This is a genomic window from Nostoc piscinale CENA21 (genome assembly GCF_001298445.1).
Lineage (GTDB): Bacteria > Cyanobacteriota > Cyanobacteriia > Cyanobacteriales > Nostocaceae > Nostoc_B > Nostoc_B piscinale_A.
Window position 1 is genome coordinate 5,475,967 of the sequence record NZ_CP012036.1, and the last position, 15,431, is coordinate 5,491,397.

General features: G+C 39.7%; 4 protein-coding genes and 2 pseudogenes. All 6 read right to left on the reverse strand.

What is annotated here, in order from left to right; translation table 11 throughout:
• Positions 1-39: 39 nt before the first annotated feature.
• The 6 genes and pseudogenes from ACX27_RS34260 to ACX27_RS23455 all read right to left on the reverse strand — a co-directional run bounded on the left by ACX27_RS34260 (position 40) and on the right by ACX27_RS23455 (position 15,050).
• Entirely contained in the window at positions 40-1,575 is a 1,536-nt protein-coding gene (locus ACX27_RS34260; protein WP_235526333.1) for a response regulator, read from the reverse strand.
• Positions 1,568-2,551, reverse strand: coding sequence for a GAF domain-containing protein (locus ACX27_RS34265; RefSeq protein ID WP_235526334.1), 984 nt, complete (start codon positions 2,549-2,551; stop codon positions 1,568-1,570). The genes ACX27_RS34260 and ACX27_RS34265 overlap by 8 nt, the downstream gene beginning before the upstream one ends.
• Positions 2,541-3,941 (reverse strand): PAS domain-containing protein, encoded by a 1,401-nt coding sequence (locus tag ACX27_RS34270; protein WP_235526335.1) that lies wholly within the window; start codon positions 3,939-3,941, stop codon positions 2,541-2,543. The genes ACX27_RS34265 and ACX27_RS34270 overlap by 11 nt, the downstream gene beginning before the upstream one ends.
• Positions 3,928-4,501: pseudogene (locus ACX27_RS23445) on the reverse strand (heme NO-binding domain-containing protein). The gene ACX27_RS34270 and the pseudogene ACX27_RS23445 overlap by 14 nt, the downstream one beginning before the upstream one ends.
• A 231-nt stretch (positions 4,502-4,732) precedes the next feature.
• A complete protein-coding gene (locus ACX27_RS23450; protein ID WP_062295952.1) occupies positions 4,733-10,522 on the reverse strand; it encodes a trifunctional serine/threonine-protein kinase/ATP-binding protein/sensor histidine kinase in 5,790 nt (1,929 codons plus the stop codon).
• A gap of 74 nt (positions 10,523-10,596) precedes the next feature.
• Positions 10,597-15,050 (reverse strand): annotated as a pseudogene (locus ACX27_RS23455) (trifunctional serine/threonine-protein kinase/ATP-binding protein/sensor histidine kinase).
• Positions 15,051-15,431: the final 381 nt, after the last annotated feature.

The following is a 15,431-nucleotide window of genomic DNA, read 5'->3' on the forward strand; positions in this document are numbered from 1 at the left end:
TTCTAGCCGATAAGTATATTTATGAGTGAAATAATTTGTTTAATGTGCAAATGCAGAGATATTTTGTAAAGCTGTAATGACCTTGTTATATTCACTTTCTAATTGATTAATCAGGAGAGCAAGGGACTCTAATGATTGGTGGGGGGCAGAATTTTCTAAAGTTTCGCAGATATCTCCTAAGTTAACAGCACCAATACTCACACTAGGAGAGCGCAAAGCATGAGCCGCTTTTTGTAACTTGATTCTGTCTCCCACGGCAATGGCTGTTTGAATCATTTCTATTCTCATTGGAGTATCTTCTAAGTAAACTTGAATCAGTTCCGAGACTAAATGCTCACCATCACTACCTGCCATATTTTTTAGCTCTTCTAAAAAACTGGGGTCAATGGCTGCTGCAACATCAGCATCGGAAGCTAGAAAAGGTAAAACATACTTAGTGGCTGCTATTGGCTGAGGTGGTAGAGAATCTTGATATTGTTGAATATTCAACTGTTTCAAAACTGCTTCTAGCGCCTCTAGACGAATTGGCTTACTGATATAATCGTTCATCCCGACTCTTAAGCACTCCTGACGGTCTTCTGGGCGAGCATGGGCAGTCATGGCAATTATCCAGGGTTGGACTTGCGGGGAGAATTCCTGACGAATCCGCATTGTAGCTTCCCAGCCATCCATTTCTGGCATTTGGATATCCATAAATACAACATCATAGAGTTGCCGTTGTAAAGCTTCTAGAGCTTCACGACCATTATTGGCCACATCAGCCCGAAAACCTAACCGATTCAGTATTTTCAGCGCGATTTTCTGATTCACTAACACATCTTCCACTAAGAGAATTTTGAGTGGTAAACTTTGGGCAAGTTGGTTATCAATAGTTGGTAAATGTGGCGCAGGTAAGCGGGAATAGGAAGGAATGATAATTTGATGATCGACGCGGCGGGTAGACCAACTACCACGCACAATTTGTAAGAGCGTATTTTGTAATTGGTACTGTCGCACAGGCTTATGCAAAAAGGCAGTAAATTCAGCTGCTATTTGCTTCACCGCTAAAGTTTGCTTGCCTTTATAACTCAACATGATCAAAGGCAAACTTTGCTGTTGGGGTATGGCGCGAATTTGCGTTGTTAATTTTAGGATATCTAGATGAGGGCTATCGACATCTAAGATAGCTAAGTCAAAGGTAGGCTGTAATTCTAAACACTGCTGAACAGCCTTGAATTCGATTGTTCGGACATCAACTCCCAAGCTCTGAAGTTGCCAGGTTAAACATTTCTGTAAATTGGTATGATCTGTGATCAGCAGTAATCGCTTGCCTAGCAACTCTGGATAAATACTATATGAATTATCAATTACTGAAGGATCAACTTGCAGTGTGAGTGTGAAATTGAAAGTTGATCCTTGACTTATTTCACTTTCTACCCACATTCTGCCCCCCATAATTTCGCTTAGGCACTTACTAATGGCTAATCCTAAGCCTGTACCACCATAACGTCGCGTCATGGAAGCATCAACCTGACTAAAGGGCTTAAACAACCGATCTAAGCGATCGCGCGGAATGCCTATTCCGGTATCACTCACCGTAAACAAAAAATTCGTAATACATATAATCAGCAGTTGTGGCTTCTGGTTGCTGGACTGGCTGCATGGTGATAGTGACAACTACTTCTCCCACATTGGTGAATTTCACTGCATTGCTGACTAAATTCCAGAGAATCTGACGTACGCGGGTAATATCACCAATAATTAAAGTCGGTGTCTGGGGTTGGAATTGATATAAAAGTTCGATACCTTTGAGGGCTGCTTGGGGAGCCAGTAAATCCAGGGCTTCTTCTACACAAACTTGCAAGTCAAAAGGTTGGTCTTCTAACTCTAAATTGCCAGACTCGATTTTAGAAAAGTCAAGAATGTCGTTGATGATTGTTAATAAAGCATCGCCACTGTTACGGATAGTTTCTACATAGTCAATTTGCTCAGGTTTGAGAGGAGTATCCAAAAGTAATCCCGTCATTCCAATGATCGCATTCATGGGTGTGCGAATTTCATGGCTCATGGTGGCGAGGAAATTACTCTTGGCCAGATTGGCCGCTTCTGCTGATTGTTTGGCAAGACTGAGTTCTTTGTTTTGCTGTGTTAATAGATTCGCTTGGTGGGTTTCCTGCTGTAGTAATTGAGCTTGGGTGAGAGCAATACCCATTTGATCGGCTAGGTGTTTGAGGAGATCCAATTCTAATTCTGTCCATTGTCTAGGGCGATCGCACTGATGAGCAATCAATAAACCCCATAAATCTTCCCGCACCAAAATCGGGACAACCAAATTAGCTTTAACTTGAAGCTGTTGTAGAAATTTTATATGGCAAGGACTTAACTCTGATTCCTCTATATTGGAAATGACACTAATTCGTCCTTGACGATATAAGTCTATATATTTATGAAAACAAGGATCGTAAATATCCTGTTCTAAGGTAGATGACCATCCCGCAATTACGGACTCCTGTACAACTTTCCCGGAAGTATCAGGATTAATCTGGAAGATCAAAATGCGATCAGCCTGCAAAATGCGCTGTACTTCTGTTACTGTTGTTTGGAGAATTTTTTCTAGTTTTAAAGACTGGCGAATTTTTTTCTGTAATTTGCTTCAGTAAAAGAGCGCGTTGGTACTGTTGTTGTAGTTCTTCTTCTGCTTTTTTGCGTTCAGTAATATCTGTATGAGTTCCCACCATTCTCAGAAATTTGCCTTGAAAATCGCGGTTAACCAACTTACCCCGATCCAAAATCCATTTCCATTTTCCTGATTTAGTGAGAAAACGCACTTCAGCCTCATAAAAAGCTGTATAACCTTTGATGTGGGCTATCAGCTTTTGTCGCATCAACTTTTGGTCTTCTGGATGGATTAATTTATCGACAACTTTAATATTTTCTTTTAATTCGTATGGACGATAACCCAGCATTGTATACCAGCGTGGGCTAAGATAAATTTCTCCAGTGGCCAAATTCCAGTCCCAAAGCCCTTCTTCTACCGCATCCAGCGCCAAGGCTAACCGTTCTTCACTTAATTTCAGGGCATTTTCTGATTGTTTTCGCTGGGTAATATCACGATATTTCCATAGGTGGCCATAAAATTTGCCATCAACAACAATGGGGGCATAATCTTGTTCTAAAGTTCGCCCATCTTGTAGTTGCCATTCTTGATTGACAACTATTTCTCCTTTGTTCAAAATCTCATCTACACGTCGGATAAATTTTTCTGGCTCAACAAATAGTTCTTTACTGGATTCGGATGCTTGGCGACAATCCATACCCTGTAAAGCTGCTGGAGGTACGGGAATCTCAAATAGATTGCAAAATTCTTGATTTACCAGAATCACACATCGGTTCTCATCTTCTAGCAAAACCCCAATTTGTAAACTTTCAATTAGTGTTGTTAACCTGGAGGCTGTGGCTCTTAATTCGGCACGTTGTTCTGTGAGTTTTGTGGTGAGTTTTTTAGCATCTGTTAGTGCGGAATTCTTCGCCTGCAAGAGAAATAGATAATCTGAAACTGAGTCATATAAAGGGAAATCATCAATACTCAGTTCTAGATTTTTGAGATTAGTAATATCTGTAATCCAAGGAGAGCCGAGAAATATTAATTGATCACCATTTTCTCCACATACTATCTGTCCCTTGAGCTGCATATCTTTGTGGAGCGATCGCATAAGAAACAGCGATCGCGTTTGTTGGCATATAGCTTCAAAGGTAACTGCACAGTTGGGACGATTGATGCAAAAATGTGCTTCTAAAGGACTATTGAGGATCTGAATCGGTGCGAGAATTCGCTCAAGCACTCCACCCACTTGGATGATCTGCATCTGTTGATCGATCACTAGATGGAAGGGAAACAATGCGGCAAATTGGTCAGCACTGAGGCTGAATTGTCTTAACCCGATCGCATCATTCTTGGTCATCGGAGTCAAAATCTGTGTATTTAATAGTGAAGATATCTTGAGAATCTCCTTGATCACGAAAACTCGTTTGGGTAATATCTACTGTGGTGTGAAAGCGTTTTCCTAATCCGTGGAGTAAACCAATCACCATTGGCGCTAATCCGTGGCGAGTTGATTGGTAGTGGAGATCCAATGATTGTTCACTGGTATGTTCACACTCAAACGATGGCGGACGCAGTTGGGAGAAACTCAAACCTACCCTGGCATGAAGGTTATCCAGATTCTCGATAAATTGGGGTAAAGAGTTGCCAGCACTATCTAACAGATCCCCATAGCCTTCTTCGGCAGTATAGTTAACCCAATATTCACCAAAAGCTTGCAAAATGTCCTGTGCAGGCATATTCAATACGTCACAAGCTGCTGCCACTAAACTATAGGTGACTTCATCGGGATAACCATCCATACCGATAAAAAAAGTCTATATCTTCATAGCCTGCCTTGCTTTTAATAATTTCCCATATCTCCTCCCCGTGGCGTTCACAAATCATGTCTTGAATTGCTTTGTTAACTAGTCCGTACATACTCTTAATATAAATGTATAGTTTTTCATAAAAATACTTCAGTAATATTATGTATTACCAAGACTCTGATCTGATAAAAAATGGAGTATGCCTTATCAAACAAAGTTGTTAAAATTTATAGCTTCTGAAGTGACCTTTTGTCCACATCAAGAACATAGTATAAAATAAACATTCTTGAAGCAGAAGCAAGTATTGTACTACAAGCGCACAACAATGCGCTTATAAACAAATTTAGATAGGAAGAGACATCATAAACTCTGTCCTCTCACCCAGAACAGAATTGACTGTGATTTTACCGTCATGTTTTTCTTCGACAATTTGCTTGGCGATCGCTAATCCTAAGCCCGTACCTTTACCGACTTCCTTGGTGGTAAATAAATGGTCAAAAATCTTTTGTTGTATCTCTGCACTCATCCCTTTACCATTATCAGCAATGGAGATTTTAACGGATTTATCTACTATTGATGTGGTAATTGTAATAGAGTTAGGATGAGCTTTAATTTCCTCAAAATTACGTCCGTGATTCGATTCCTCTAACGCGTCAATGGCGTTTGCCAAAATATTCATAAATACCTGATTTAATTGACCAGGAAAACATTCTATTTGGGGTAAATTACCGTAGTTCGTGATTACCTCAATCGCCGGACGTTGTTCGTTGGCTTTGAGACGATGTTTGAGAATTAAAATTGTACTATCGATGCCTTCGTGAATATTAAATGGTACTTTGTAATCTCTGTCAGCACGGGAAAAAGTACGTAGGGAAGTGCTGATGTTTTTTAATCTATCGCAAGCCATTGTCATAGAATCGAGCATTTTAGGCAAGTCTTCTATGCTATATTCCAAGTCAATTTCTGACTCATGGTCAAGAATTTGTTCGTTCTTATCGGGGAAAGTTTCTTGATAGAGTTTTAAGTGGTCAACAATATCAGTAAATGTTGGTTTAGCTTGTTTTATACTGGCAGAAATAAAACCCAAAGGATTATTCATTTCGTGAGCGACACCAGCAACTAAGTTACCCAACGCAGACATTTTCTCACTTTGTACGATCTGTAATTGTGCTTGTTGTAAGGCTAGTTCTGCCTCTTTGCGTTCGCGCAGCGCGGCTTGCCGTTCGCTAATATCTAAAAACAATCCATCCCAAACCAATGAGCCATCCGGGCGCTGTTCAACTCTAGATTCGCCGTGAAGCCATTTGACGATTCCTGACGGAGTGACGATTCGCCCCTCCCAACACCAGGAAGATCGAGCTTGAACGGTGTCAGTGTAAGTTTGCAGGTAAGAAGCCACATCATCTGGATGTATGATTTTGTCGAGAAAATCGGGATCGGCAGCAGCTTGTTCTGGGGTAATTTCGTACAAGCTGTAACAGTCGGCACTGATGTAGTTTAACGAGAGGATGCCATCAGCACTCATCTGGTATTGACAAACCACCCCAGGCACGTTGTCTACTAAGTTGTGGAAGCGAGACTGGGCTGCATTCAACTCCGACAGCGATTCTAAGGAACGTTCGTAAAATCGGACATTTTCTAAAGAAATTGCCGCTTGAGCGCAAAGTAAGTTGAGAAGTTCGACGCGTTCGCCACTAAATGCCCCCGTTGCTAAATTATTTTCCAGATATAAAATACCCAGTAACTTGCCTTGATGCAAAATCGGGCTACACAAGATACTCTTGGGCTGTTGATGTATGATGTATGGGTCGTTGGCTAAAGTGGGATCTGCTGTCGCATCCAGCAACACAGTTGTTTGTTTGTTGTGCAAAACTTTATAAATCAGCTTGTGAGGAACATCTTGACTCTCCTCCACAGGAATTGTCTGCAACACCTCTGGTTCTGTTCCCAGAGTCATGGAGCCTTTAATCAGCAGGCGCTCCTCTGGCAATAGCATTAACACACACTTATCAGCTCCGGCATTTTCAATGACGATCTTAAGCAACGATGCCAGCAGTTTGGACAGTTCAATTTCACTTGAGATAGTTTGACAAGCTTTGAGAATGGCTTTTAAATCTAGGCTATCTGAGACACTAGTGCTGGAAGTGGCAGAACTGGTGGATGTGACAGTTCCCAAAGCAAAGACGGTTTCGTTGACACAGAGGGCGGCGCGGGTTTGCTGTAATATGGGTGCAAGTAGTTGAGGATAGCGTTTTTCTAAGTCGGCAACTTTCGCTTTTCCACCCCAACGTGCATAGCAATAATAGGCTTCAATCATATATTCTTGAGCTATACGCTGTTTGCCCCAATCAAGATAGAATTTGGCGGCGAGTTCGTTGGCTAGTGCTTCTTCTTGGAGATATTCGTTGGCTTTCGCTCCCGATATTGCTTTGTCATAAAATTCTGTTGCTGCGATTTTTTCACCCAAAACCCGATAACGTTCCGCCTCTACTAGATACCATTTATGTAAATGATTCATGGTTGCTTGTTGCGCCCATTGATGCAGAATAGTTTGATGGCTTTGCATCTGAACCAGAATATCTGCTGATTCGGTTGGCGACTGACTGGACAAGTGTGCTAGATGTGTGAGTGCAGCATAAAAGTGGAAAATGGGAATATGCAATGCCCCAGCGGCTGCCATGAAATAGGGCTGGATTTGGTGAATATAATCAAGGGCGGCCTGATAATTGCTAAACAAGTAAGCAAGCATCAATTTGTAGATATAGCCAAAAGCGATAGGCACGAGATCGTTATCTTGTTGATGCTTTGACCGCATTAGTGTTTCATTGTAAAAAGTGCCAATTAAGCTATCAGGTTGAGTAACTGTTTGTTGTAAATTCTCCACTACTTGACGTACTAAGTTTACTAAAATACAAGCCGCATCTTGTTTCACTTGGTTCAAAACAAGACTATAAGGAGATAATTCGGCGGACAAAGTATCTAAGTCTACATTAGCGAACAGTGACATATAGGCATAACCTTGGATACTGTAGCCTGCGTAGAGAAAATCACCAGTTTCCATACCAATTGTGTAGCTTTCTTTCATCACCGATAGCGTTGCTAAAAGCGATCGCTGACGATGTTGGATAAAACCTCCAAAAATACTGGAAACAAGGCATTTCATTGCCTGATTGTTCACCTTTTCTTGTAACGAGATAGCTAAATAACCAAATTTGTAGCCAGTTTCAACTTCGTTAAAAAAAGCACATAACATCATGCCATGAATTACATATCCTACGGTTGAGGCGGAATTATTACCAAATTGCAGCGACAAACGCACCATTGTTGCACTCAACAGGGGTAATAAACTCGGATTACCAATTAATACGGGTGCAAATAAAATTCTTAACAATTGTATTGCTGCGATCGCTTTAGGTTCACTCATTATAGGTAAGTCGATGAGTGACAAAATTTCTCTACCGTTGAGTTGAGTTTGCAAGTCTTGTAAGGCTTTGCTAATCTTCGCTTCGTCTGCTTGTGTGGGTAAATCTATGCCAAATTCTCTTAGTGCGTCTCTGGCAAGGGCGATCGCTTCTAACATCTGGCTACGAGCTGTCTGGGCTACGATTTGAATTTCAAAAATCTTCACTTTGTCAAAAATCGTCTGTGCCTGCTGCAATACCTGTGCAGCAAGTTGTTCCATACTCTCAAAGTCACCACTTAAATAACTGGCTTCGGCAGCTGCTACATACAAATTGAGGGCTAATTCATATTGTGTTTGCCAGCAGTCGGACTCTAAAAGAGCGATCGCAATTTGGAAATATCCGGTGGCTGCGTTATAAGCAGTGGCAGTTTTAGCTTTTATTCCTGCTTGAAAGTTTAATTGGGCTAGGGTTTGGCGCTCATCTGCTTGACTGATTAGTCCTAGTCCTTGATTCAGATGCCCAACAATATCAAACAGTCTTTCTTCTTGCTCATTCTCTAACAATTGTTGCTGGAGTAAGCGTCCAATTTGTAGATGAGTGGCTTGTTTTTGGTCAGCAGGAATCAGGGAATAAGCCGCTTGCTGTACTCGGTCATGTATAAATTTGTAATTAACAGTTTGTTGATTTTCTGAAGTAGATGTTTGAGTTTCTTGTCCGACATAAAACTTATAAACATCACCAATTGGTACAATCAAACCTTCTTGTATTGCTTTCCATAAACAGGCTGCTGTTTCGATTTCCGATTGTGATGAAACAATTGCCAAAGTTGTTAAATCAAAAGAATTGCCAATACAAGCAGCTAACTTCAATATATCTTGTGTTGATGGTGGCAGTTTACGTAATTGCAAACTCATAAAAGCCACAACATCATCTGTAACCACTTGCATTGTTACTTGGGAAAGATCGCATTGCCAACAGCCCAATTCAAAATTTAATTGAATTAGTCCATCTTGATGCAATACTTTGAGAAATTGGGTTATATAAAATGGATTCCCTTGAGTTTTTTGAGCGATTAATCTAGAAAGATTCCATGCCAAATTTTCTGGACATTTGAGTGTGTCAGCCACTAATTTATTTACTTGCACATTACTTAATGGTGCTAAGGTAATTGTGATAATTGTGGCTTGTGTCTTTTGAATTTCACTCAATGTCATCAATAATGGATGTCCAAGATTGACTTCGTTATCACGATATGCACCAATAATAAAAAGATGACCAGTATCGGCTATTAATAGCTGCATTAACTTTAATGATGCAGAATCAGCCCATTGCAAATCATCTAAAAACATCACTAGGGGATGTTCTTTGCTTGTAAAGACTTGGGTAAATTTTTGAAATAATAGATTAAAGCGATTTTGTGCTGCTGTTCCTGATAGTTCTGTAGCTGGTGGTTGTTGACCAATAATTTTTTCTAATTCGGGAATCACTTCAATAATTACTTGTCCATTTTCCCCAACAGCCTCTAATATTTTATGTTTCCATTGCTGAATTTGAACATCGCTTTCGCTCAATAATTTCCCTATTAAATCTCGGAAAGATTGCACAAAGGCACTAAAGGGAATATTGCGATTAAATTGGTCATATTTACCTTTGATAAAATAGCCACGTTGTCTGATAATTGGTTTATGTACTTCGTTAACAACTGCTGTTTTACCAATTCCAGAAAATCCAGCTACCAGGATAATTTCTGTTGCGCCCTGGCTGACTCTATCAAATGCTTCTAGTAGGGTGTTTACTTCTGCGGCTCTACCATACAGTTTATCGGGAATAATGAAGCGATCGCACACATCCTTTTGTCCAATCTCAAAACTTGGAATTTCACCAGTTTCTTTTAGCTGAATTAAACATTTTTCTAAATCAAATTTCAAACCCAATGCACTCTGATACCTATCTTCAGCATTTTTCGCCATCAACTTGCTGACAATTTCTGAAAGTACTGATGGAATTTGGGAATTGCTTTCTGTGATTAAAGGTGATGTTTTGGCAATATGACAATGTACCAATTCCATCGCATCTTGAGACTGGAATGGTAACTCACCTGTGAGTAATTCATAAAAAGTCACACCCAAGGAATAAAAATCTGTGCGATAGTCAATCCCCCGATTCATTCTTCCGGTTTGTTCAGGAGAAATATAAGCAAGTGTTCCTTCTAATACGTTGGGATTGACTAAGGTTTGGGTTTCTCGTGGTAAGAGCGATGCAATACTAAAGTCAATTAATTTAACTTGTTTAGTGTCGGGGTTAATTAATATATTGCTAGGTTTAATATCTTTATGAATAATGCGCTCATGATAGAGTAAATCTAAAATGTTGCAGAGTGCGATCGCTATTACTAAAAATTCTTCTAGAGATGTGACACCCGGATTTTTACTGAAATAATCCTTGAGGGAAATACCCCCAAAGTCTTCCATGACTAACATATAGCCATTTTGGAATGATTCGAGGCTATATGTTTGAATAATTAGAGGTGAGTTGAGATTTTTGCCGATGGTGTATTGATTGCGAAATAATAAAAGTTCGCTAAAGCTGGGATAAGGATTTTTCAGTAGTTTTATCACTACTGGTACTGAGTCCCTTTCTCTGACTGCGCGATAAACCAGTGTGCGGGAGCCATTATAGAGTTGTTCGCTGATGCTATATCCAGGAATTTTCACAGGAGTATCAATCATAATCCCTAAATCTTCACAATGTCTTGATTTAGTATTCCCAAACGATCAACTGCACTCTATAGTGACGTAAAAATTTACACTGGTAGTTGAATGATAAATTCTGTTCCTTCTCCCAGAATAGAATTGACTGTGATTTTACCGCAGTGTTTTTCTTCGACAATTTGCCGGGCGCTCGCTAATCCTAAGCCCGTACCTTTACCGACTCCCTTAGTAGTAAATAAATGGTCAAATATTTTTGATTTGACTGCTTCACTTATCCCTTTACCATTATCAGTAATGGCAATTTGCACGAGATTATCTATTATGGAAGTGCTAATAGTAATACGGTTGGGATTGGCTTGAATATCTTCAAAACTTCGTCCAATATTCGACTCTTCTAAAGCATGAATAGCATTAGCAAGAATATTCATAAATACCTGATTCAATTGTCCGGAAAAACATTCAACTTGCGGTAAATTGCTGTAGTTTGTGACAACTTCAATCGCCGGACGTTGTTCATTTGCCTTGAGACGATGTTTGAGAATGAGAATAGTGCTATCAATACCTTCGTGGATATTAAACAAGACTTTGTAATCGCGATCGCCACGAGAAAAAGTACGTAAACTAGTGCTGATATTTTTCAGCCTTTTGCTGTAATGGGGACAAGTAATTGGGGATAGCGTTTTTCTAAATCGGCAACTTTGGCTTTTGCACCCCATTTGGCGTAACAATAGTAAGCTTCTTGCATATAGCCGGCGGCAACTTTGGCTTTACCCCAGTCAAGATAAAATTTAGCTGCCAGTTCGTTAGCTAAGGCTTCTTCTTGGATATAGCCGTTGGCTTTAGCAAGCGAAATAGCGCGATCGTAATAATCCCCTGCTTCATAATTCTTGCCTAATACTCGGTATTTTTCTGCCTCTACCAAATCCACCTTATGCTGGTAATTGATATGTGCATGATGTGCCCATTGCTGTAAAAGAGTTTGGTTTTCTGTAACACTCTGCAATGCTGCTGATGTTGCATCTAACTGTGGATTCAATGGTGCCAAAGTCAGCAGCGAATCATAAAGATAAAATACTGGTTCGGTGACTAATCCCGCACCAGCCATAAAATAGCGCCTGACTTTAATAGCATGATTTTTCGCAGGCTCAATTTCTCCAAATAAGAAACAAAGCATTAATTTATATAAATGGAAAATATACAATCCATATCCATCATTGGCAGACTGTAGCTGTTGGAGAAATTCTGTTTCTTCAAGGGCTTTTCCAGACAAAAATGTGGTATGTTCTCCAACACCCAGCAGATTTAAAACTGGTTGCCAATAAATCCGACAATAATTTGCGGTTGTCAATTGATTTATTTGCATCAAACTATGGCAGTAGGCGTTGATATCCTGCTCTAAGGTAGCCAAGGATTCACTGCACCAAAAAGAATTGAGACAAAAACTGTGTCCATTGTACCCAGCAAGTGCTAGGTTGCCAAATTCTAAGGCACTGGTGTAACCCTCTTGCAACAGGGGTAGTGTTTCTTGAATGTGAGATTTGCGGTGTACAATAAACAACCCCAAAATCATCAAAACATCTGTTTTACTTGCTTTGGCATCGAGTTTTGAGATAATCTGGAGTGCCAGAGAACCAAACTGCGTTCCTGTATCTATGACTTGGAAGAAATTGCAGAGAATATTGCCATAGTTCGCATAGCCGAAAGTAGAAATCGATGTGTTACCGTACTGAATCGAGAGTTTAACGGACAAAGTATTCAGCAATGAGTACAACAGTGAGCCAGTGAAGTAAGCTGCTGGGCTGATGATATTGGCAATCTTCAGAATAGCGAGTTTTTCGGCATTTCGCATCTGTGGCAAGTTAACTAAATCGGCAATTTGCCTATTTCCAATAAGTTCCTGAATCTCTTGGATTTCTTGTTGCAGGTCTGATGGTGTGGGTGTTTCAGGAAAAGTAACACCAAGCTGTTGTAAGACTGGTTGAGCAAGTGCGATCGCACAAGTCAATTTACTTTGAAAAATCTGAGATTGAATTCTAATGCAATAAACATTAACCTTTTCTAATAAAGAATGTGCCTGTTCAATGACAGTATCAATAAACTGTTCCATCGCCTCAAAATTACCATTTAGCAGTGCTACTTCTGCCGCTAATTCATGCAAGGCGAGGGTCATTTCATACTGCTGCTGCCAAGTATTTTGTCCTAGTAAAGACAATCCTACTGTGGCATATTCACGTGCTGCTTGATAAGCGGTGGAATTTTTGGCTTTGCGAGATGCAATCAGATTCAGTTGTGCTAGTTCATCGCGTTGAGTTTGTTCGCTAATTAAAGCTGTGCCGTAATTTAATTGGTTGACGATTTCAAAAATCCGGTCTTCTCTTGCTTGTGCAGAAATCTGTTTTAGCAGCAGTTGTCCAATTTGGTAGTGAGTCGTCTGTTTTTGGTCATCAGGAATCAGAGAATAAGCTGCTTGCTGTACTCGGTCATGTAAGAATTTGTATGTAACAATCAGTTGATTTTCCGATGTACGTGCTTGATTTTCTTGCCCGACATAAAACTTATAGATATCACCAATTGGTAAAATCAACCCTTCTTGCAAAGCTTTCCATAAAGCCGCTGCTGTCTCAATTTCTGATTGCTGCGAAACAATTGCCAAAGTTGCTAAATCAAAAGAGTTACCAATACAAGCAGCTAACTGCAAGACATCTTGTGTTGAGTGCGGTAATTTTTGCAGTTGCCAACTCATAAAAGTTACAACGTCATCTGTAACTGCTTGAGCCGTCACTTCTGATAAATTGCATTGCCAACAGCCGATTTCAAAGTCAAATTGAATTAATCCATCTTGATGTAATGCTTTGAGAAATTGTGTGGCAAAAAATGGATTTCCTTTAGTTTTTTGATAAATCAATACAGAAAGATGCCACGCCACATCTTCTGAACATTTGAGTGTGTCAGCCACTAATTTATTTACTTGTACTTGACTCAATGGTGCTAAAGTAATCGTATTAATCTTTGCTTGTGATTTAGTGATTTCATTTAAAGTCAACATCAATGGATGTGTTGGATTAACTTCGTTATCACGGTACGCACCAATGATGAAAAGATGACTTGTATCAGCCATTAATAGCTGCATTAACTTCAGCGATGCCGAATCTGCCCATTGCAAGTCATCTAAAAATACTACTAAGGGATGTGATTCACTGGTAAAGACTTGGGTAAATTTTTGGAATAATAAATTAAAGCGATTTTCTGCTGCTGTTCCTGATAACTCTATTGCTGGTGGTTGTTCGCCAATAATTCTTGAAAGTTCGGGAATTACTTCAATAATGACTTGCCCATTTTCGCCAACAGCCTCTAATATTTTATTTTTCCATTGGTGAATTTGGACATCACTTTCTGTTAATAATTGCTCCATCAAATCCCGGAATGCTTGTACAAAAGCACTGAAGGGAATGTTGCGCCCAAATTGGTCATATTTGCCTTTGATAAAATAGCCGCGTTGTCTGACAATTGGTTTATGCACTTCATTGACAACCGCAGTTTTACCAATTCCAGAAAACCCAGCAACGAGCATCATTTCAGTTGCACCAAAACTTACTCTATCAAATGCTTGCAGCAGAGTTTGAACTTCAGCTTTTCGTCCATAGATTTTATCAGGAATCAGGAAGCGATCGCACACATCCCTTGTTGCTATTTCAAAACTCTCAATCTTACCAGTTTTTTGCAGTTGTGCTAAACAATTTTCCAAATCGTATTTCAATCCCAATGCACTTTGATATCTATCTTCAGCATTTTTCGCCATTAATTTGCTGAGAATTCTAGAAATGACCACAGGAATTTCGGAATTAATCTCATGTACTAATGGTGCTGTTTGAGCCAGGTGACAATGCACTAATTCCATTGGGTCATTTGACGCAAAAGGTAGTTCTTTTGTGAGTAATTCATAAAAAGTGACACCCAGGGAATAGAAGTCTGTACGATAATCAATACCGCGATTCATTCTCCCTGTTTGTTCGGGAGAAATGTAAGCTAATGTCCCTTCTAAAACATTGGGATTAACTAGAGTTTGTGTTTCTCGTGGTAATAAAGAGGCAATACTAAAGTCGATTAATTTAACTTGCTTGGTTGCGGGATTAATTAATATATTGGCGGGTTTAATATCTTTATGAATAATGCGCTCGCGGTAGAGTATATCTAATGTGTTGCAGAGTGCTACTGCTATTTGCAAAAATTCATGTAGAGATGTTACATAGTTAGCGAAATAATTTTTCAGAGAAATCCCGCCAAAGTCTTCCATTACTAACATATAGCCATTTTGGAAGGGTTCGAGGCTAAAAATTTGGATAATTAGAGGTGAGTTGAGATTTTTGGCGATAGTGTACTGGTTGCGAAACGACAAGAGTTCATGGAAACTAGGATAAGCATTTCTCAGCAGCTTAATCACTACAGGTTTTTGATCGGTTTCTCGATATCCTCGATAAACTCTTGTTCTCGAACCTTGGTAGAGTTCTTCGCTGACTTTATATCCAGAAATACTTACTGAAGTCATGATTTTATCACCATAATCTTGACAAATTCTGGTTTTAGTTTTCCCACAATGATGAAATAAATTCACAAATGCCAAGTGGTGTCAAACTTTATAAAACCTGTGCTTCGGTGCGAGAATCACGTTTATTCAAATTAAAAGCGATCGCCTGTATGATGTTAGAGCGATCGCTTTTAATCTTTGGGTAAAGTGATGCAGTGGATTGCTTGCAGGATTCACCATTTCCGCATTTTTGTTATGTCTTAGCACTGATGCAAAGCCGATCCCAATCTAAGATTACCCCAAGGAGGGTAGATGCAATCATGCCATTTGTGCTGTACTTTCAACTATTAGCCAGTAATAATTGCTGAAGTCACTTACTCTTGGGATGACTGATTGTTCAAT